The following is a 17,144-nucleotide window of genomic DNA, read 5'->3' as shown; positions in this document are numbered from 1 at the left end:
ACGAAAGCTAATGATTGCCGAGGTTTTCAAACCCATACCAGGCTACCCAGCCTGATTGTTCAGGCGTACTATTAAATACTTTTACAGTCTCCTTATCCCCACCTGAATCATGCAGGGCTAAAGACCCTACATCCGGGTTTAGTTCCATATAATCGCAAACAAAACAGCAGGCGTTAATAATGATTTTAGCAGGTGATATAGGTGGTACAAAAACTGTTTTAGGCCTATATACAAAAAACCCTCAGGGCACTTTACAATGTGTTCGCGAGCAAACATTTGCCAGCAATGCTTACCCACAATTTGATGATATCCTGGCAATCTTTCTAAAATCCGATAGCAAAATTGATACTGCCTGTTTCGGTATTGCAGGCCCTATTGTAGACCAGCGATGCCAAACTACCAACCTACCCTGGATCATTGATGCAAGAGAGCTTGCAACAAAACTAGGTACCCCAAAAGTTATGCTGTTAAATGATTTAGAGGCAATGGCACTTGGTATACTAAACAGCGCAGCTAGCGATTTGGTCGAACTAAACCCGAATGCACAAACCAAAAACGGTAATATTGCAGTTATCGCTGCAGGAACCGGATTAGGCCAGGCGATTCTTCACTGGGATGGTAAGCGCCATCAGCCGATAGCAACCGAAGGTGGTCACACTGATTTTGCCTCACAAACCCCACAACAGGATCAGTTACTATGCTACTTGCGTAAACAGTTTACCGATCATGTTAGCTGGGAGCGTGTACTCTGCGGAGATGGATTTGGGCACCTTTATGATTTTCTGCTGGCTTCTGGCTTCGGACCAGCCAATCAGACAATTCCTACAGCCGATACTAACAGTGCTACTGTCAGTGATCGCAATGCAACTATTTCCCGCTTAGGTCTGAATAATGAAGATCCAGTATGCATAGAAGTTGTACGTCTATTTACCGAACTGTATGCAGCAGAGGCAGGAAACCTGGCGCTTAAATGCTTATCTACAGGCGGCGTATTTATTGGTGGCGGAATAGGCCCAAAAATCCGCCCTGCAATGGAAAGTGAGCACTTTTTGCGTGCATTTACTGCCAAGGGACGCTTTAAAAACCTACTCAGCCAGATGTCCATCAAACTATCGCTTAACCCGAGTGCCCCCTTAATCGGAGCGGCCAATTATTTTTCTGAGTAACACCCCAGCAAAAAAATCAGTATATATCCTCTCGACTAGCTGGAATTCAAATCGGCTGACAGATTCATTTGTTAAAAGTACTAAGGTAACTCGCAAGAAATAACCCACCCACCTTGCTTGTCTTTTTGTCCGTCTTCTGCGTTGTAGTGACTTTAGTCGAGTCGCCCAAGGATCTTCCCCCTCAGGCTCTCACAGATCCGTACTTGAAACTCTCGCTTCATACGGCTCTTCATGCCCCTTGCAATTACCAAGTTTGAATAAACCTTTAGTTCAGCCCTTTTCTGGTTGACTAAAGGTTGCTCATAGACATGTCAGCCCCTTCGCTCCATTTCCATTACAGAAACTTCATCACTACTACGAGCTGATCCGCCCCTGTGTTCTGCATCGGTACTCAGACCCTTGCGGGGCTTCCGCTTGGGTTTCTCCCTTAACATCAGTACGACAGTTTCCACGTTCCGTAAAAAAGCCTAAAATAAGTTCATGCCACTTTTATGCCAGACACCATTTAAGCTGAAGTTTCCCAATTATTGAGTAGCTGAAATACACAATGCTGGTGTATCGAGGTTTATTTTAGGTGGTTTTGCCATGTTTATCATCAGTGTTCCCATTGAAAGAAGAAGTACCTAAACAAAGCAGCCTATAACCTACCTGAAGGTAGCACCACTCGAATATTTCCATCTTTTTGATTTTAATCACTTATAACAGCAAATAGACACTCTGTAGGCACCGTAAAAAAACAACAAATAATTTCAAATAAAGCTTGCAATTGCCGAAAAAATTTTCTAAAAATTTCCGTTTTAATCACCTCATAAACGGATATCACCCATGCTTAAAGACCTACCACTCTCTGAACATATTCACCAACACTGCCAGGCGCGCCATGCTACCTCACAACATTCTGGGACTCCTGTCACCAACACTTATTTAAATCGTCAATATAGCTTTGGATAAAGGTGGCTGGGGCATTCATTAACATGGGCTTACACCGATAAAATTACAACAACCTCAGAATACCTGATTTTACCTTCTCAATATCAAAAACTTGAACATCGAGTTATAAATACGTTTTGTAGACTTAGATCGTGCTCGGTCTGATTCATCAAAGGCCAACACACCTTCAGTAATGCCATAACGTTTTAAAATTAAGACCACACTCACCCGTAGCAACCAGTCCCAGGGTATACTTGCTTTACGAAACACCCTGGATAATACGGCTACTTTGCAATCTCCAAGGCTTGCTCGCTCAAACTTAGCCCATCTTCGTCACTATTGATGATGTAGTTGTTATAAATCAATTGGTTGAAATTTTAAAAAGTAGCCAGTTGGCACTACAGGTTTTGTGTTTTTGTATAAAACGTTGGATTTTTTAGAGTATTTTTGTCGCATGTAAATTACACTCAAATAATGATGATTTTTTTGACAAAAGTCAATGAATTTATCGACAAAAATAATATAAATGGCACTACAAAACTTTCAAAAAAAACACCATTGATTTTAAAGAGAATTTTTCGACAAAAAATCGCTTAAACCGATGAATCAATGGCTTAGAAAGATGAAAGTGACGAAGATGGGTTAGCCCAGCAAACAGAGTTCATTAGCAGTATGCCCGTTAAACAAGTGCCCAACCAAGCGGCTCCGGGTTTTAGCTGATTGAGCGCATCATTTAAATCGTCAATATAGCTTTGGATAAAGGTGGCTGGGGCATTCATTAACATGGGCTTACACCGATAAAATTACAACAACCTCAGAATACCTGATTTTACCTTCTCAATATCAAAAACTTGAACATCGAGTATTAACCCTGGAACCATTGCCATGCTGTATTTCAAGCGATGGACGATTGAAAAGACATTCAATAACACTAAAAGTAATTTCAAGGAAACTAAAGCTTGGTCTTCCAATACCCGCTCACTTGAAAATCAAATGCGCCTGACTGCAATGAGCTATAATTTAATGCGCGTGTTTGAAGAGATTTCAAAAACACAACAGCCAGAATTGATTCATCCATCGGATAAAAAATATAGCGAGGCTCTGGAGATTAGGCAGCAACAGACCCAAAAACGAGATCGTTTTGTGAATCCATTATTTTTCCAGGCAAGAATATCTCGTATCAGCTCGTATACCATTCGGGCAGTTCAAAACGCAATAATAACAGGAATGTCTTTACAGTGCTTTATGAGCTCTCTTGTGGCGAGGTTAGTTTCACGGCCTCAATTGATAGGGAAACACTGATGATGTTTATAGCAAACCACTACTTAATTCCCCTTAGGCAATAGCATTTGAAACGAATGAAAAGACTATTTTTTTCATATAGTTGTAGCATAGTTTCAATTTTACCATAAATAATTATTGGGAAACTTCAGCATTTAAGCAGTAACCAGTTTACCCTTAAACTCGATGTTCAAGTTTTTGATATTGAGAAGGTAAAATCAGGTATTCTGAGGTTGTTGTAATTTTATCGGTGTAAGCCCATGTTAATGAATGCCCCAGCCACCTTTATCCAAAGCTATATTGACGATTTAAATGATTCGCTCAATCAGCTAAAACCCGGAGCCGCTTTGACAAGGATTCAAGCCGTTTGGTTGGGCACTTGTTTAACGGGCATACTGCTAATGAACTCTGTTTGCTGGGCTAAGTTTGAGCGAGCAAGCCTTGGAGATTGCAAAGTAGCCGCATTATCCTGGGTGTTTCGTAAAGCAAGTATACCCTGGGACTGGTTGCTACGGGTGAGTGTGGTCTTAATTTTAAAACGTTATGGCATTACTGAAGGTGTGTTGGCCTTTGATGAATCAGACCGAGCACGATCTAAGTCTACAACAGGCGCGCCATGCTACCTCACGAAATTCCGGGACTCCTGTCGCCGTAATTCGTTCACCTACGCAGCGAATAGGAGATGCTCCAGCCGCCCTGCGTCCGCCACAGACTGAGCACAAAGCAGCTCAGTCATGGCTACCACAAATGGCTCTACGGCTATTCGGGATAAAATTTTAGCCTCCCTCGCGCGCTATCGCGCACTTCGGATTGGCAAATTTCCCTGCGCCTTCTGGAGACTATCAGCCCGTCCGGGGCTGACAGCGAACGTATTTATAAGGTTTACAAGCAGAAACACAAAGGCTCCGGCGGGTATGTTAATGGACAAACGATAGTATTATTGCTGCTAGTTACCTCATCCATTACAGTGCCTGTCGGTTTTTTCTTTTATATGCCGGATCCAGCCTTAAAGCAGTGGGATAAAGAAGATAAACGGTTGAAAAAGAGCGGTATAGCAAAAAAAGATCGGCCTATTAAGCCTGAACGTGACAGTGCCTACCCGACCAAAACAGAGATTGCATTAGGCTTATTAAAAGAGTTTAAAGTTGCGCATAGCCTGATTAAAATTAAAGGCGTACTGGCTGATGCGCTGTATGGTGAAAAAGCCTTTATGGACGAAGCCGCTAAAGAATCTGGAGGCTCGCAGGTGATTAGCCAATTACGTAAAAACCAAAATATTGAATATAGAGGTAGAATAAGGTCAGTCGAGAGCTACTTTAATTCGATTAACAAAGGCATTGATCAGATAATACGTGTACGTGGCGGCAAAGAGATTAAAGTGACTGTCAGCAGTGCACGATTGAAGGTGAGTTCTCACAGTAAAAAACGCTTTGTCATTGCCTTAAAATATGACGGTGAAAACGACTATCGCTATTTAGTGGCGACAGACCTGACTTGGCGCACACAAGATATTATTCAAGCCTATACGTTGAGATGGCTGATTGAGGTTTTCTTTGAGGACTGGAAGCTTTATGAAGGATGGGGGCGTGAGGCCAAACAATTAGATGAAGAGGGATCAAGCCGTGGCCTGATTCTGAGTCTTTTGTTTGACCATTGCCTTCTCCTTCACCCAGAGCAAATAGCCCGCATTGAAAGCAAACTACCTGCGTATACCGTAGGAAGCTTACAGCGCAAGTCTCAAATGGATGTACTGCTTGAGTTCATCACGTCATTGCTAGAGTTTCCAGATCCTGGTGATAAGCTGAAAGAGTTAGGTGAATTAATAAAGGATGTGTTTCAACTGATGCCATCAGGAAAACATATGATTGGCAGAGATTTAGGGCGCTTCAGGCGCGCCATGCTACCTCACGAAATTCCGGGACTCCTGTCGCCGTAATTCGTTCACCTACGCAGCGAATAGGAGATGCTCCAGCCGCCCTGCGTCCGCCACAGACTGAGCACAAAGCAGCTCAGTCATGGCTACCACAAATGGCTCTACGGCTATTCGGGATAAAATTTTAGCCTCCCTCGCGCGCTATCGCGCACTTCGGATTGGCAAATTTCCCTGCGCCTTCTGGAGACTATCAGCCCGTCCGGGGCTGACAGCGAGGGCCAACAGCATCATTAAAGTATTGTTCTGCTGGGTGAAGGTAAGAGTTTGATGGCAATGGGATGGAAAAACTTGAACATCGAGTAATAATGATGTCTCGTCTCTCGATAGTATTTAGACTACAGGCGCGCCATGCTACCTCACGAAATTCCGTGACTCCTGTCGCCATAATTCGTTCACCTACGCAGCGGATGGGAGATGCCCTGAACGCCCTGCGTCCGCAACGACTACGCACAAAAGACGCTTCGTCATTACTACCTCACTGGCTGGACGGCTATTCGGAATGCAATTCTTGCTCCTCTCGCGTGCTGCTAGCACACGTCGAATCAGCGAATTGCCCTGTCGCCTATCAGGGACTAAAAATCACCACTTCGCTAAGCTACGTTTCCATGATTTTCAGCGACAGTATTCCACCAAGAAAAATATTCATTGTCTGATTTAAATACACCCCGCTTTAAGGTGATATTACTGAATTTCTGCATACCCGGCATCTTCAATTTACTGAACTCAGGGCTTGCACCATCACGGTATTCAATTACTTCAGTTTCGACATCGAGACCGGAAACTTCGGTAAATGAAATTGACACTGACGCCCATTCAACCTGAAAATGGAATTTTGGTAGAGGATATTTATCTGCCATAACACTAAGCCCCTCTGGACTGATTATTAGTTAATTTACATCACCTGCTTGTTTTCACAAATCAGGATTCCTGCATCTTGTGCATAAATTTCAAAACAATAAATTCAGCGGGTCGTACCACAGCCATACCAATTTCTACAATCATATAGCCATTCAGTATATCTTCTGCTGTCATGGTTTGATTAATGCCGACATTAACATAAAATGCATGCTCTGGCTTAGCACCTGCCAATGCACCATCACGCCACTGTAAAATTAGGAAGTTTTCAATCATACTGCGCACTTTTACCCAGGTATTCGCATCATTCGGTTCAAATACAAAGGCTGCTGTTGCTTTCTTCACTGATTCTTCAACAAAATTAAAAAACCGTCGTACAGATATATAACGCCACTCATTATCATTACCTGCCAGCGTTCTAGCCCCCCCAGACTAATGTGCCCTTCCCTCTAAATTTTCGGATCGCATTAACCGATTTACCACTGCCAGGATCTATATTTACTAGATCGCCATCTACTGGGGCATTTGAGGTGCCATCCGCATTGATCGTTTCTACGGTATGCGCAGCAATGGTAATATTGGCATCAATTGATGGCTGTTTTCAGGTAAGGGTAATAAATAGCGCCATATTTGGTGAAATCCAAATCAGACAGACTACCATCACGAAATACGGTATTCACATCTGCATTATTTACTGTACCTCCCGGAATTGCATTATGGATATCCATAATTGTAAAACGATCCTGCAGTTTCTCACAGCTTTGCAATGCATGATCGCCAACAGATATGGCATTTCCACTAGTACCTAGGTTAATACCTGGAAACACATACAACGTAGGCTCATCAAATTTTTCCAGCTCATCAATCGCACCGGTAAAATCATCTACCAATGTTCCCGGCATTGCTCCATTATCATCATAAGTTCCAATGGAGACGATATAGCATGGTCCACCACCATTAGCAAAAAACAGCTGCATTGAATAATATAGGTAATAGGCGGGAGTTACAGACGGTGGATCAGGGAAGCTAACTGATGTACTGAGTACCGTACCTGTATCAACCAATAATTGCTGGCTAATATTAACATTACTGAAGTTTCCCAATAATTATTTATGGTAAAATTGAAACTATGCTACAACTATATGAAAAAAATAGTCTTTTCATTCGTTTCAAATGCTATTGCCTAAGGGGAATTAAGTAGGGGTTTGCTATAAACATGGCAAAACCACCTAAAATAAACCTCGATACACCAGCATGGTGTATTTCAGCTACTCAATAATTGGGAAACTTCAGTTTAATAATTAAGCCCGATATACAACTATTTATTTGACCGCCATATCATTTGTATGGCTTAATTCGACAATTATCTCTAATACGTATTCAGGAATTTGTTTATGCCTAAACCTTTACGTTTTATTATTGGTCTATTGCTACTTATCACCACAGTTAGTCTAGCAACATGCCAATCGCTTATAAAAATAAGTCCTCTAGCTACCTTTATGAATTCTGACTCAAAATAACATAGAGTCATCACGTTATATAATAGTGCCATGAATAGTACCGAACAATTGAGCAGGCCAAGGCCTTATCAAAAAAAAACCCCTAGCGGTTTGAGCCACAGTAGTCGCGGGCTGTTACTCTACCTCTTACCCCTGCCACTTATTCCTGCGTCTATCCTGGCATTTATCTATGGCGATTTATTACGCATAACAGTTAATGTCAGCGCTTGTATCATGTTCTTTCTGGCTGCAAGCCTATTACGCAAAGGGATTTCAGCTAAAGCGGAATATCAGGCTAAAAAAATAACTCGGGCGCCAAAGTGGCCACTAAAAACCTTTGCAGCGATTATTACCGCAATAACGACTGGAGCTGTCGCTTATCTGAGTGCTGATAACTCCTTTATGGTTGCTATTGCGTTTGGCCTTGGAGCACTGGCAGGCATGTATTTGTTATATGGTTTTGACCCACGCGAGGAGAAAATACTTGCTGGTTCGCATGGTTATACCGCTGACGAAATATCTGCAACGATAGATGAGGCTGAAGCGCAAATTGCCGGGATTGAACAAGCAAATAAACAAATTCACAACCGCGACTTTAACCAGCGTATCCGGCTTATTTGTCACCAAGCCAGAGAAATTGTTAGCATGCTGGAAGACGACCCTGGCGATATCAGACGTGCAAGAAAATTCCTTAACATCTATCTAGACGGTGCATTAAAAGTGACTACGGGCTATGCAGATATGCAAAAAAAACACCAATCTGTGCAATTAAGCAAAAACTTTGAAAATGTGCTGCTCACTATCGAGTCTGTATTTATTGCACAGAAGCAGAAATTATTAGAAGATGATGTACTCGACCTTGATGTACAAATTGAAGTCTTGACTGCCCAACTTAAACACGAAGGGGTTATTTAAGGTAACGCGCCTCTCATCGCAAACAGCAAAAGGAGATACCATGAACGAACAAACAACTACAATGAAAACAGATGAGCTAGCTATTCCAGGCAGTGCAGTTTTTGATGAGAGAGTCCCGGGCGTAGCAAAGGATATTTTATCTTATGATCAATCTGATACGGACAACAAGGCGCTTATCGAAAGTAAACTGGCTGAAATTGATATTAATGATAGTAAGTCTATTATTTATTTTGGCAGCAAGGCCCAGGAAGAGTTAACGACTATCTCGGACAAAATGCTGGAAGGTGTTAAAAATAAGGATATGGGCTCGGCAGGCGGCGATTTAAATGGAATGGTCGCTACGTTACGTGGCTTTGATGTTGATGCTCTAGACCCAAACAAGAAACCAGGCTTTTTTGCCAGACTATTGGGTAAGGCCAAGCCCGTGGCAAAGTTTTTGCAGAAATATGAAGATGTGCGCAAACAGATTGATGCCATTACCGATAAGCTGGACACGCATAAAACCACACTGTTAACCGACATTACCATGCTCGACAGATTATACGATGCTAACCTGGAATACTTTCATAATCTTGATCTTTATATTTCTGCGGGTGATGAAAAATTAAAACAACTGGATGACGAAACCATCCCTGCAAAAGCACTTGCGGTAGAAAATTCGGAAGCCATTATAGAAGCTCAGGAATTAAGAGACTTACGTGCCTCAAGGGATGATCTTGAGCGCCGCGTGCATGATTTACGTCTAACGCGCCAGGTTGCCATGCAAAGCCTACCCGGCATACGCCTAGTACAAGATAATGACAAAGGCCTGGTTAATAAAATTAACTCTACGATTGTTAATACCATTCCCCTCTGGCGTCAGCAACTAGCCACTGCAGTGGCTATTTATCGCTCATCCGATGCTGCAGGAACTCTGCAGGCAGCAACCGATCTAACCAATGATTTACTGGAAGCGAATGCACAAAACCTGAAGCAGGCCAATGCTGAGGCACGTAAAGAAATTGAGCGTGGCGTATTTGATATTGAGTCTGTTAAAAAAGCCAATAATACGCTAATTGAAACTATCAATGAAAGCTTGCAAATAGCTGATGAAGGTAAAAAAATGCGCGCTGATGCTGTTATACAATTACAAGAATGTGAAGCCGAATTACGCAAGACACTCTCTTCTGCAACTGCCAGGGTAAGCAAAACCGACGCAAGCAATCCGTCTAACTGACACACTCGGAGAGTAAAATGGGACTTTTTGATAAACTGTTTGGCGAATTTGTTGATGTTATTGAATGGCTGGAAAAGTCGAGCAATACCATGGTCTACCGCTTTGAACGCTATGGTAATGAAATAAAGTACGGTGCTAAATTAACGGTACGCGAATCACAAGTTGCCCTTTTAGTTAACGAAGGCAAAGCTGCTGATTTTTTTGAGCCGGGCTTGTATGAGCTTAAAACCAGCAATATGCCGATTATGACTACGCTGGAAAACTGGCCACATGGATTTGAGAGCCCTTTTAAAGCAGAAGTCTATTTTTTCAATATGCGCCGCTTTGTTGATTTAAAGTGGGGCACTAAAAACCCGATTATGCTGCGCGATAAGGAATTTGGTGCAGTCAGGCTGCGTGCATTTGGTAGCTATTGTGTGCGAATCAGTGACCCACTAACCTTCCTCAAGGAAATTACCGGCACGAGTGGGCATTTTTCCACACAGGATATTAGCGATCAATTACGCAACCTGATCCTCTCCCGCTTTGCCAGTATTCTGGGTGAATCCAGTATCCCTGTACTTGACCTTGCTGGTAATTATGATGATTTAAGCGACTATGTCACTGCTCGCATCGCTCCTGAGTTTGTCGCATTCGGGGAGTCGCTATTTTTGCGAAAGCTTGTTTTGGGCATCCCAGCCCAAGCAAGCAGCAAAAACTTAACGCGACCACTTATGCCTCCGGCGGCCCCGATTCGTCCTCGTCACCTCGTCCCGACCCAACAAGGGGTCGGAACATAGGCTCCAAATGACTTGACGCCGTGTCGGATGGCCTTTTATTTTGTCTCCACCTTCGCTAACGCTCAGACTCCGACAAAACAACGGCCCTACGGCTATCGCGGACTAAAAATCTTCACTTCGCTAAAGCTCCGTTTCCAGGATTTTCAGCGACGGACTGGAAATCACCAAACTATTAGTAGAAAATATTTCTCTACCTCCTGCTGTAGAAGATGCACTAGACAAGCGTACCAGCATGGGTGTTATTGGCAATTTAAAAGATTACAGTGAATTTCAGGCCGCCGAAAATACTTCGGGCGGCGCTTCAGAAGGCATAGGTATGGGTATTGGCTTTGCCATGACCAATAAAATGGGCCAGTCCTATACTCCACCACAAGCTAGCAACTCAACCGTTTCACCTCCCCCTATTCCGCAACATGCCCAATATTTTATTGCCATTAACGGCCAGCAGTCTGGCCCTTTCGATCTAAATGTACTGCAAAATAAAATCAAAGCAGCTGAAATTAGCAAAGAAACTCTAGTCTGGAGTCAAAAGCTGGTGGAATGGACCAAAGCAGGAAAAGTTGCCGAACTAGCTGCTTTTTTCCCCATGCCCCCCCTTTGCCCACTAGAAATACGCAATAAATTAAGACAACCCTAGCTTCAATTCGCATCAAAGTAATGCTAGCTTTAAGCAACTCGTGAAAACCAATAAAAAAACCCAAGCGCACCCCATATACAAACAGTTTCCCTGCTCGCAATGTGGTGCAATGCTTAAATATCAGCCTGGAACGACACATCAGATATGTGGATATTGTGGACAAGAAAATGATATTGTCGATAATCAGGTGGATATCCAGGAGTACGACTTACATACCGCACTAAAGGAACTTGCTAACACAAAATCGACCAGTATCACTAAACAAGCACACTGTAATGCCTGTGGTGCAAGCTTTAAGTTTGCAGCCAACCTGAATGCCGGACAATGTCCTTTTTGTGGCACTGATATCGTTATCAGCCCGCAAAAAAATCAGCGTATTACGCCTAAATCACTATTACCCTTTATTATCAATCAGAGCGAGGCGAATAATAAATTTCGCCACTGGTTACAAAGTCTGTGGTTTGCGCCCAATAAACTCAAAAAATATGCCCGAAGCAATCTCAAACTAATCGGCATATACCTTCCTTACTGGACGTATGACAGCAATACAACAAGCACATACACCGGTGCTAGAGGTGATACTTATTATGTTAACCCATCTTCGTCACTATTGATGATGTAGTTGTTATAAATCAATTGGTTGAAATTTTAAAAAGTAGCCAGTTGGCACTACAGATTTTGTGTTTTTGTATAAAACGTTGGATTTTTTAGAGTATTTTTGTCGCATGTAAATTACACTCAAATAATGATGATTTTTTTGACAAAAGTCAATGAATTTATCGACAAAAATAATATAAATGGCACTACAAAACTTTCAAAAAAAACACCATTGATTTTAAAGAGAATTTTTCGACAAAAAATCGCTTAAACCGATGAATCAATGGCTTAGAAAGATGAAAGTGACGAAGATGGGTTAACCAGCGGGTTACCTATGTGCAAAATGGACGCCAGGTTTCCAGGGTCAGGCGCGTACCCAAGATACGCTGGACTAATACTCAAGGGCAGGTTTCCCGGATTTTTGATGATGTGTTAATTGGTGCAAGTCTATCCTTACCTCGGAAAATCATTGACCAGCTACAACCTTGGGATCTTGAAAACCTAGTACCCTACGAAGAGCAGTATATTAGCGGCTTTCAGTCGGAAGTATATCAAGTCGAACTGGATGAAGGATTTGATCGAGCGAAACAGGTAATGGACGGTATTATTCACCAGGATATCGCCTACGACATAGGCGGTGATCATCAGCGTATATATCAGGTGAATACCCGGCATAGTGATATTACCTATAAACATTGCCTGCTGCCCATCTGGTCTGCAGCTTTTTTATATGCTAACAAATCCTATCGCTTTGTCGTTAATGGCAGAACTGGGCAGGTACAGGGTGAACGTCCCTATAGTTACTGGAAAATTGCATTTGCCGTCATTACCGGGTTAATAGTTATTACGGGAGGAATAAGCTTGCTGCAACAGTCTGGTGCATTGGAACATATTGAATACAATAATTATTATGCTTATTGAATTTCAATATAGAAATGAGTGCAAGACCTTTCCAGCCTCAACTACGAGGGTGGAAAGGTTTTTTTCAAGTACCTATTACAGCATTCCTATGCCTAAACAACCTTAATTTCAGGCCCGCCATGCTACCTCACGAAATTCCGGGACTCCTGTCGCCATAATTCGTTCACCTACGCAGCGGATGGGAGATGCCCTGAATGCCCTGCGTCCGCAACGACTACGCACAAAAGACGCTTCGTCATTACTACCTCACTGGCTGGACGGCTATTCGGAATGCAATTCTTGCTCCTCTCGCGTGCTGCTAGAACACGTCGAATCAGCAAATTGCCCTGTCGCCTATCAGGGACTAAAAATCACCACTTCGCTAAGCTCCGTTTCCATGATTTTCAGCGGAAGATATTTTTGCCTACTTTAGTGATAATGGAGTCATCCTTGGCAGGCGCGCCATGCTACCTCACGAAATTCCGGGACTCCTGTCGCCGTAATTCGTTCACCTACGCAGCGAATAGGAGATGCTCCAGCCGCCCTGCGTCCGCCACAGACTGAGCACAAAGCAGCTCAGTCATGGCTACCTCAAATGGCTCTACGGCTATTCGGGATAAAATTTTAGCCTCCCTCGCGCGCTATCGCGCACTTCGGATTGGCAAATTTCCCTGCGCCTTCTGGAGACTATCAGCCCGTCCGGGGCTGACAGCGGGAGTCGCTATTTTTGCGAAAGCTTGTTTTGGGCATCCCAGCCCAAGCAAGCAGCAAAAACTTAACGCGACCACTTATGCCTCCGGCGGCCCCGATTCGTCCTCGTCACCTCGTCCCGACCCAACAAGGGGTCGGAACATAGGCTCCAAATGACTTGACGCCGTGTCGGATGGCCTTTTATTTTGTCTCCACCTTCGCTAACGCTCAGACTCCGACAAAACAACGGCCCTACGGCTATCGCGGACTAAAAATCTTCACTTCGCTAAAGCTCCGTTTCCCTGATTTTCAGCGTTAGAGGTCATTGATGACGTAAAAGGAACGATAATGGACAGGATCGTGTAAACGAACAGAGAGGCTCGTTCGCGGCCTAAAGTGGTTTCGGAAAAATGATCTTGAAGCGGGAGTAAAATATCGCGTAAAATGAACATGAATGAGGTCGTTTTATTTGTATAATCATGTGTTATAAACTTTCATTATACAGTAAAACTAGGCCTCATTCACGATTAACCTGTTGTTTTTAAAAAGAATTAAAGGCTTTTAGTCAACGGAATGCCATTAACACAGGCGCGCCATGCTACCTCACGAAATTCCGTGACTCCTGTCGCCATAATTCGTTCACCTACGCAGCGGATGGGAGATGCCCTGAACGCCCTGCGTCCGCAACGACTACGCACAAAAGCCGCTTCGTCATTACTACCTCACTGGCTGGACGGCTATTCGGAATGCAATTCTTGCTCCTCTCGCGTGCTGCTAGCACACGTCGAATCAGCAAATTGCCCTGTCGCCTATCAGGGACTAAAAATCACCACTTCGCTAAGCTCCGTTTCCATGATTTTCAGCGTTAGTAATATCTAATATTTCAGAAAAATAAGCATTAGCTGATATTCTTATGCTTTAAAAACTAGGAAACTTCAGTTATTCCTGTTTTTGGGTTGCAAAAGTGATGTTGGAAAAACCTATTTTTGATGCAACATCTAACACTGAAATAGCTGATTGCACTGGAGCCGCAGCATCTGCATTGATAATTAACGGGATATTTCTGTCTTTCCTGCTCGCACTAAGTTCCCGGGCTAATGTGCCCAGGCTTTTATCGCTCAAGGGTTTATCATCAATAAAATACAGCCCAGCTTTATCAATTGTCAGTATTACCGCTTGTTGCTGCTGTTCAGTTTGCTGCCCATCTGCTTGCGGCAGAACCACTTTAATTGTCGACTGCCTGCTAAACGTGGTCGTGACCATAAAAAATATGAGCAACAAAAACACCACATCGATCATCGGTGTTAGGGAAATTTCCAGCGGCTTATGTTTTTTATTGCGAAAGTTCATTCGAGTTCGTCGTGCGTGCCATGAATCACTTCAATTAGTTTTAAGGATTCTTCTTCCATATTTAGCACATAGGCATCAACTAGACCGTCAAAATATCGATGAAAAATGACACAGGGTATTGCTACGGATAGACCTGCTGCAGTGGTAATCAGTGCCTCAGAAATACCACCCGCTAACACTGCCGGATCGCCGACACCATGACTAACTATCGCAGCGAACACCTTTATCATCCCGACGACTGTGCCAAGCAAGCCCAGTAATGGCGTGATTGTCGCAATCGTACCCAGAGTATTTAAAAACCGCTCCAGTCTATGCGCCACCTGTCGCCCGGATTCAGCAATTGCCTCTTTCATGACCTCGCGCCCCAAGCTGCGACTCTTTAAGCCAGTCGCTAAAATAGCGCCCAATGGCGAACTATCTTTTAAGTGCTTTAAGGTAATCGCGTCAAGCTTTTTTGCCTTGGCCAGCCGCCAGACTTGCGAGACTAATTCAGGGGGGATGATTTTCTTTTTACGCAAGGTCCAGAAGCGCTCACAGACTATTCCCATAGCCAGCACTGAACAAAAAAGAATAGGGATCATTAACACCCCCCCACTTTGAATTAACTCAAACACTGATTTTTCCTTTACTGATGATTATTGATGACAAAAAGCCTTGCCTTTACCGACCCAGATCACTGCAATAATATACGCTAAAGCACTTAATATTGCTGCAAAACTATACACCCAATGCCCGCCGAAGGCATCCCAGGCATAACCACTATACAGGCCGCCCAGCATACCGCCTAAACCAAAACTAAAACTACTATAAAGCGCCTGGCCTTTACCCTGATGATGCTGACCAAAATAATTTTGCACAAGATGAATAGCGGTTACATGTGCCGTACCAAAAGTAGCCGCATGCAATACTTGCGCTCCGAGTAGCATCCAGAGATGATCCGCATACCAGGCGATGATTAACCACCTTAAAACCGAGAGTAAAGCGCTGACCAGCAAGATACGCCGCAATGAAACAAATTTTAACAACTGACGCATTAAGATAAACACAATAATCTCAGCCCCAGCTCCGAGCGACCAAAGCAAGCCAATCATACTGGATGAATAACCCAGCTGTTTTAAGTATATCGAGAAAAAAACATAATACGGGCCATGGGCAGCCTGCAACAACATATATACCAGCAAGAAAGCAATTATTTCGGGTTGCTTAACTATTTGCCAAACTCTCAAAGCCGCTTGACTGGCTTTTGCAGTTGACACCTCGGGAGTAAGCAAGGATATTAGCCAGATACAAGCCAGCAGGATAACGATTAAATAGGGCAATAACTGAATTGTATATAAATCCAGTAAATATCCGACACTTAAAACCGTGATGATAAACCCGATAGAGCCCCATAAGCGTATATGACTATAGCGGTGTGGCTCTGCTTTCAAGTGATGCAGTGTCGCCGCCTCAAATTGCGGCAATGCTGCATTCCAGAAAAAACTAAAGCTGACCATCACAAAGGCAAACCATTGAAAAGATTGCTGATATAAAAAACCTGCAAAAAAAACCATGGCAAAAAAAGAGGCAATACGAATAATGCGTAGACTTCTTCCAGTATGATCAGCAATCCAGCCCCAAAGGTTGGGAGCAAGGACTTTGGTTCCCACCATAAAAGCAGTTAACTCACCAATTTCTGCAGCACTAAAACTACACTCTTTAAGGTACAGGCTCCAGTAAGGTAAAAAGCCCCCTAAGGTCGCAAAGTAAAAGAAATAAAAACCGGACAAGCGCCAGTAAGGGGTTTTAGTTTTCACTCAGAAAGTTCAAATGGGCTAACAATCTGTATGCTATTTTCTATTATTTGCCCATGCTGCATATCTTCCGAGTAAAGTATGCCGCAAGAAGCCTCTATAGCTGATGCAATAATCAAACTATCGTAGAAACTACCGCTCATTTGCAGCATCTCTATCAAACTTATAGCCACTCAAATTGGCTTTATAGGGCTTTAGGAATTGATCCAACGCTGAAAATCATGGAAACGGAGCTTAGCGAAGTGGTGATTTTTAGTCCCTGATAGGCGACAGGGAAATTCGCTGATTCGACGTGTGCTAGCAGCACGCGAGAGGAGCAAGAATTGCATTCCGAATAGCCGTCCAGCCAGTGAGGTAGTAATGACGAAGCGGCTTTTGTGCGTAGTCGTTGCGGACGCAGGGCGTTCAGGGCATCTCCCATCCGCTGCGTAGGTGAACGAATTATGGCGACAGGAGTCCCGGAATTTCGTGAGGTAGCATGGCGCGCCTGGTCAGCACGTTTAGCCTGCTGCAATAAATAATTTTTAATAACTTCCAGAAAAATATCATCTTTTGATTTCTGGGTATGTATCGCTATCTCAGATAAAATTCCCTCTGCCTGCC

Annotated in this window: 30 protein-coding genes and 3 pseudogenes; 21 read left to right on the top strand and 12 right to left on the bottom strand. The window is 43.3% G+C overall.

Features of this window, described 5'->3' with window-relative positions; all coding sequences use genetic code 11:
* Positions 1 to 179 precede the first annotated feature (179 nt).
* A complete protein-coding gene (gene glk, locus K6984_RS00940; RefSeq protein WP_221893764.1) occupies positions 180 to 1,166 on the top strand; it encodes a glucokinase in 987 nt (328 codons plus the stop codon).
* A gap of 825 nt (positions 1,167 to 1,991) precedes the next feature.
* Positions 1,992 to 2,117: a hypothetical protein gene (locus tag K6984_RS32095; protein WP_263458609.1), complete on the top strand. Its 126-nt coding sequence runs from the start codon at positions 1,992 to 1,994 to the stop codon at positions 2,115 to 2,117.
* Positions 2,118 to 2,186: 69 nt separating this feature from the next.
* Here K6984_RS32095 and K6984_RS00935 read toward each other — a convergent pair whose 3' ends face one another.
* Together K6984_RS00935 and K6984_RS00930 are read right to left on the bottom strand one after the other, a co-directional pair.
* Complete coding sequence (locus tag K6984_RS00935) at positions 2,187 to 2,366, bottom strand: hypothetical protein (RefSeq protein WP_221893763.1); 180 nt, start codon at positions 2,364 to 2,366, stop codon at positions 2,187 to 2,189.
* Between the two features lie 344 nt (positions 2,367 to 2,710).
* Positions 2,711 to 2,881: a hypothetical protein gene (locus tag K6984_RS00930; RefSeq protein ID WP_221893762.1), complete on the bottom strand. Its 171-nt coding sequence runs from the start codon at positions 2,879 to 2,881 to the stop codon at positions 2,711 to 2,713.
* Positions 2,882 to 2,960: 79 nt separating this feature from the next.
* On the opposite strand from K6984_RS00930, the gene K6984_RS00925 reads away from it, so the two are divergent.
* The 5 genes from K6984_RS00925 (at position 2,961) to K6984_RS00905 (ending at position 5,578) form a co-directional block, all read left to right on the top strand.
* Positions 2,961 to 3,398 (top strand): transposase, encoded by a 438-nt coding sequence (locus tag K6984_RS00925; RefSeq protein ID WP_338024428.1) that lies wholly within the window; start codon positions 2,961 to 2,963, stop codon positions 3,396 to 3,398.
* A 239-nt stretch (positions 3,399 to 3,637) separates the two neighbouring features.
* On the top strand, positions 3,638 to 4,093 hold the full coding sequence (locus K6984_RS00920) for a hypothetical protein (protein ID WP_221893760.1): 456 nt from the start codon (positions 3,638 to 3,640) through the stop codon (positions 4,091 to 4,093).
* Between the two features lie 18 nt (positions 4,094 to 4,111).
* Positions 4,112 to 4,312: a hypothetical protein gene (locus K6984_RS00915; RefSeq protein WP_221893759.1), complete on the top strand. Its 201-nt coding sequence runs from the start codon at positions 4,112 to 4,114 to the stop codon at positions 4,310 to 4,312.
* A complete protein-coding gene (locus K6984_RS00910; protein ID WP_420831636.1) occupies positions 4,219 to 5,313 on the top strand; it encodes a transposase in 1,095 nt (364 codons plus the stop codon). Before K6984_RS00915 ends, K6984_RS00910 begins: the two co-directional genes overlap by 94 nt.
* Before the next feature lie 79 nt (positions 5,314 to 5,392).
* On the top strand, positions 5,393 to 5,578 hold the full coding sequence (locus K6984_RS00905) for a hypothetical protein (RefSeq protein ID WP_221893757.1): 186 nt from the start codon (positions 5,393 to 5,395) through the stop codon (positions 5,576 to 5,578).
* Here the strand turns inward: K6984_RS00905 and K6984_RS00900 are convergent.
* On the bottom strand, positions 5,501 to 5,761 hold the full coding sequence (locus K6984_RS00900; protein WP_221893756.1) for a hypothetical protein: 261 nt from the start codon (positions 5,759 to 5,761) through the stop codon (positions 5,501 to 5,503). The two genes, K6984_RS00905 and K6984_RS00900, sit on opposite strands and share 78 nt — an antisense overlap.
* On the opposite strand from K6984_RS00900, the gene K6984_RS00895 reads away from it, so the two are divergent.
* Positions 5,718 to 5,963, top strand: coding sequence for a hypothetical protein (locus tag K6984_RS00895; protein ID WP_221893755.1), 246 nt, complete (start codon positions 5,718 to 5,720; stop codon positions 5,961 to 5,963). The two genes, K6984_RS00900 and K6984_RS00895, sit on opposite strands and share 44 nt — an antisense overlap.
* On the opposite strand, the pseudogene K6984_RS00890 reads toward K6984_RS00895, so the two are convergent.
* From K6984_RS00890 to K6984_RS00880, 3 genes and pseudogenes are all read right to left on the bottom strand, one after another.
* Positions 5,919 to 6,167 (bottom strand): annotated as a pseudogene (locus K6984_RS00890) (phage tail protein); the annotation flags it as partial. The gene K6984_RS00895 and the pseudogene K6984_RS00890 overlap by 45 nt on opposite strands.
* Before the next feature lie 61 nt (positions 6,168 to 6,228).
* Positions 6,229 to 6,658, bottom strand: a pseudogene (locus K6984_RS00885) (phage tail sheath family protein); the annotation flags it as partial.
* A gap of 91 nt (positions 6,659 to 6,749) precedes the next feature.
* Positions 6,750 to 7,268 carry a hypothetical protein gene (locus K6984_RS00880; RefSeq protein ID WP_221893753.1) on the bottom strand — a complete coding sequence of 173 codons (519 nt, stop codon included), beginning with the start codon at positions 7,266 to 7,268 and terminating at the stop codon, positions 6,750 to 6,752.
* Between the two features lie 447 nt (positions 7,269 to 7,715).
* Between K6984_RS00880 and K6984_RS00875 the strand changes: the two genes are divergently transcribed.
* The 9 genes and pseudogenes from K6984_RS00875 (at position 7,716) to K6984_RS00845 (ending at position 13,141) form a co-directional block, all read left to right on the top strand.
* Positions 7,716 to 8,579 carry a 5-bromo-4-chloroindolyl phosphate hydrolysis family protein gene (locus K6984_RS00875; RefSeq protein WP_221893752.1) on the top strand — a complete coding sequence of 288 codons (864 nt, stop codon included), beginning with the start codon at positions 7,716 to 7,718 and terminating at the stop codon, positions 8,577 to 8,579.
* Between the two features lie 40 nt (positions 8,580 to 8,619).
* On the top strand, positions 8,620 to 9,795 hold the full coding sequence (locus K6984_RS00870) for a toxic anion resistance protein (protein ID WP_221893751.1): 1,176 nt from the start codon (positions 8,620 to 8,622) through the stop codon (positions 9,793 to 9,795).
* A 17-nt stretch (positions 9,796 to 9,812) separates the two neighbouring features.
* A pseudogene (locus tag K6984_RS00865) lies at positions 9,813 to 10,433 on the top strand (SPFH domain-containing protein); the annotation flags it as partial.
* 12 nt (positions 10,434 to 10,445) lie between these two features.
* The gene (locus tag K6984_RS32090; protein WP_263458596.1) at positions 10,446 to 10,574 is read left to right on the top strand and encodes a hypothetical protein; all 129 of its coding nucleotides are present in this window, start codon (positions 10,446 to 10,448) and stop codon (positions 10,572 to 10,574) included.
* 27 nt (positions 10,575 to 10,601) lie between these two features.
* Positions 10,602 to 10,841 carry a hypothetical protein gene (locus K6984_RS30360; RefSeq protein WP_230987794.1) on the top strand — a complete coding sequence of 80 codons (240 nt, stop codon included), beginning with the start codon at positions 10,602 to 10,604 and terminating at the stop codon, positions 10,839 to 10,841.
* Positions 10,807 to 11,211, top strand: coding sequence for a GYF domain-containing protein (locus K6984_RS30355; RefSeq protein WP_338024417.1), 405 nt, complete (start codon positions 10,807 to 10,809; stop codon positions 11,209 to 11,211). The genes K6984_RS30360 and K6984_RS30355 overlap by 35 nt, the downstream gene beginning before the upstream one ends.
* A 40-nt stretch (positions 11,212 to 11,251) precedes the next feature.
* Complete coding sequence (locus K6984_RS00855; RefSeq protein ID WP_221893749.1) at positions 11,252 to 11,833, top strand: TFIIB-type zinc ribbon-containing protein; 582 nt, start codon at positions 11,252 to 11,254, stop codon at positions 11,831 to 11,833.
* Positions 11,834 to 12,144: 311 nt separating this feature from the next.
* Entirely contained in the window at positions 12,145 to 12,729 is a 585-nt protein-coding gene (locus K6984_RS00850) for a hypothetical protein (RefSeq protein WP_221893748.1), read from the top strand.
* A gap of 178 nt (positions 12,730 to 12,907) precedes the next feature.
* The gene (locus K6984_RS00845) at positions 12,908 to 13,141 is read left to right on the top strand and encodes a hypothetical protein (protein WP_221893747.1); all 234 of its coding nucleotides are present in this window, start codon (positions 12,908 to 12,910) and stop codon (positions 13,139 to 13,141) included.
* Positions 13,142 to 13,152: 11 nt separating this feature from the next.
* Here K6984_RS00845 and K6984_RS32085 read toward each other — a convergent pair whose 3' ends face one another.
* Positions 13,153 to 13,278 carry a hypothetical protein gene (locus K6984_RS32085; protein ID WP_263458608.1) on the bottom strand — a complete coding sequence of 42 codons (126 nt, stop codon included), beginning with the start codon at positions 13,276 to 13,278 and terminating at the stop codon, positions 13,153 to 13,155.
* 12 nt (positions 13,279 to 13,290) lie between these two features.
* Here K6984_RS32085 and K6984_RS00840 point away from each other — a divergent pair, with 12 nt between their 5' ends.
* Positions 13,291 to 13,575, top strand: a complete 285-nt coding sequence (locus K6984_RS00840; protein ID WP_221893746.1) for a hypothetical protein — start codon at positions 13,291 to 13,293, stop codon at positions 13,573 to 13,575.
* Between the two features lie 16 nt (positions 13,576 to 13,591).
* Positions 13,592 to 13,717, top strand: a complete 126-nt coding sequence (locus K6984_RS32080; RefSeq protein WP_263458607.1) for a hypothetical protein — start codon at positions 13,592 to 13,594, stop codon at positions 13,715 to 13,717.
* A 232-nt stretch (positions 13,718 to 13,949) separates the two neighbouring features.
* Here the strand turns inward: K6984_RS32080 and K6984_RS00835 are convergent, their stop codons facing one another.
* Positions 13,950 to 14,096 (bottom strand): hypothetical protein, encoded by a 147-nt coding sequence (locus K6984_RS00835; protein WP_221893745.1) that lies wholly within the window; start codon positions 14,094 to 14,096, stop codon positions 13,950 to 13,952.
* On the opposite strand from K6984_RS00835, the gene K6984_RS00830 reads away from it, so the two are divergent.
* Positions 14,053 to 14,277, top strand: coding sequence for a hypothetical protein (locus K6984_RS00830; RefSeq protein WP_221893744.1), 225 nt, complete (start codon positions 14,053 to 14,055; stop codon positions 14,275 to 14,277). The genes K6984_RS00835 and K6984_RS00830 overlap by 44 nt on opposite strands.
* A 60-nt stretch (positions 14,278 to 14,337) precedes the next feature.
* Here the strand turns inward: K6984_RS00830 and K6984_RS00825 are convergent, their stop codons facing one another.
* The 4 genes from K6984_RS00825 to K6984_RS00810 all read right to left on the bottom strand — a co-directional run bounded on the left by K6984_RS00825 (position 14,338) and on the right by K6984_RS00810 (position 16,962).
* Positions 14,338 to 14,748 (bottom strand): ExbD/TolR family protein, encoded by a 411-nt coding sequence (locus K6984_RS00825; RefSeq protein ID WP_221893743.1) that lies wholly within the window; start codon positions 14,746 to 14,748, stop codon positions 14,338 to 14,340.
* A complete protein-coding gene (locus K6984_RS00820) occupies positions 14,745 to 15,362 on the bottom strand; it encodes a MotA/TolQ/ExbB proton channel family protein (protein ID WP_221893742.1) in 618 nt (205 codons plus the stop codon). Before K6984_RS00820 ends, K6984_RS00825 begins: the two co-directional genes overlap by 4 nt.
* 21 nt (positions 15,363 to 15,383) lie before the next feature.
* Entirely contained in the window at positions 15,384 to 16,544 is a 1,161-nt protein-coding gene (locus tag K6984_RS00815; protein ID WP_221893741.1) for an MFS transporter, read from the bottom strand.
* 181 nt (positions 16,545 to 16,725) lie between these two features.
* A complete protein-coding gene (locus tag K6984_RS00810; RefSeq protein ID WP_221893740.1) occupies positions 16,726 to 16,962 on the bottom strand; it encodes a hypothetical protein in 237 nt (78 codons plus the stop codon).
* On the opposite strand from K6984_RS00810, the gene K6984_RS00805 reads away from it, so the two are divergent.
* On the top strand, positions 16,919 to 17,062 hold the full coding sequence (locus K6984_RS00805) for a hypothetical protein (protein ID WP_221893739.1): 144 nt from the start codon (positions 16,919 to 16,921) through the stop codon (positions 17,060 to 17,062). The two genes, K6984_RS00810 and K6984_RS00805, sit on opposite strands and share 44 nt — an antisense overlap.
* The last annotated feature ends 82 nt before the right edge of the window (positions 17,063 to 17,144 follow it).

Origin of the sequence: Bathymodiolus japonicus methanotrophic gill symbiont (genome assembly GCF_019721995.1) — a bacterium.
Classification (GTDB): Bacteria; Pseudomonadota; Gammaproteobacteria; order Methylococcales; family Methylomonadaceae; genus Methyloprofundus.
This window is presented reverse-complemented; position numbering and strand designations above follow the sequence as displayed.

Excerpts from the sequence above, each read along its gene's own strand:
- K6984_RS00915 (WP_221893759.1), top strand. The coding sequence starts at position 4,112 with ATGGCTACCACAAATGGCTCTACGGCTATTCGGGATAAAATTTTAGCC.
- K6984_RS00810 (WP_221893740.1), bottom strand. The coding sequence starts at position 16,962 with ATGGGAGATGCCCTGAACGCCCTGCGTCCGCAACGACTACGCACAAAA.
- K6984_RS32095 (WP_263458609.1), top strand. The coding sequence starts at position 1,992 with ATGCTTAAAGACCTACCACTCTCTGAACATATTCACCAACACTGCCAG.
- K6984_RS00895 (WP_221893755.1), top strand. The coding sequence starts at position 5,718 with ATGGGAGATGCCCTGAACGCCCTGCGTCCGCAACGACTACGCACAAAA.
- K6984_RS00920 (WP_221893760.1), top strand. The coding sequence starts at position 3,638 with ATGTTAATGAATGCCCCAGCCACCTTTATCCAAAGCTATATTGACGAT.
- K6984_RS30355 (WP_338024417.1), top strand. The coding sequence starts at position 10,807 with ATGGGTGTTATTGGCAATTTAAAAGATTACAGTGAATTTCAGGCCGCC.
- K6984_RS00905 (WP_221893757.1), top strand. The coding sequence starts at position 5,393 with ATGGCTACCACAAATGGCTCTACGGCTATTCGGGATAAAATTTTAGCC.
- K6984_RS00840 (WP_221893746.1), top strand. The coding sequence starts at position 13,291 with ATGGCTACCTCAAATGGCTCTACGGCTATTCGGGATAAAATTTTAGCC.
- K6984_RS00845 (WP_221893747.1), top strand. The coding sequence starts at position 12,908 with ATGGGAGATGCCCTGAATGCCCTGCGTCCGCAACGACTACGCACAAAA.
- glk (WP_221893764.1), top strand. The coding sequence starts at position 180 with ATGATTTTAGCAGGTGATATAGGTGGTACAAAAACTGTTTTAGGCCTA.
- K6984_RS30360 (WP_230987794.1), top strand. The coding sequence starts at position 10,602 with ATGGCCTTTTATTTTGTCTCCACCTTCGCTAACGCTCAGACTCCGACA.
- K6984_RS00870 (WP_221893751.1), top strand. The coding sequence starts at position 8,620 with ATGAACGAACAAACAACTACAATGAAAACAGATGAGCTAGCTATTCCA.
- K6984_RS32080 (WP_263458607.1), top strand. The coding sequence starts at position 13,592 with ATGGCCTTTTATTTTGTCTCCACCTTCGCTAACGCTCAGACTCCGACA.
- K6984_RS00830 (WP_221893744.1), top strand. The coding sequence starts at position 14,053 with ATGGGAGATGCCCTGAACGCCCTGCGTCCGCAACGACTACGCACAAAA.
- K6984_RS00930 (WP_221893762.1), bottom strand. The coding sequence starts at position 2,881 with ATGTTAATGAATGCCCCAGCCACCTTTATCCAAAGCTATATTGACGAT.
- K6984_RS00875 (WP_221893752.1), top strand. The coding sequence starts at position 7,716 with ATGAATAGTACCGAACAATTGAGCAGGCCAAGGCCTTATCAAAAAAAA.
- K6984_RS00825 (WP_221893743.1), bottom strand. The coding sequence starts at position 14,748 with ATGAACTTTCGCAATAAAAAACATAAGCCGCTGGAAATTTCCCTAACA.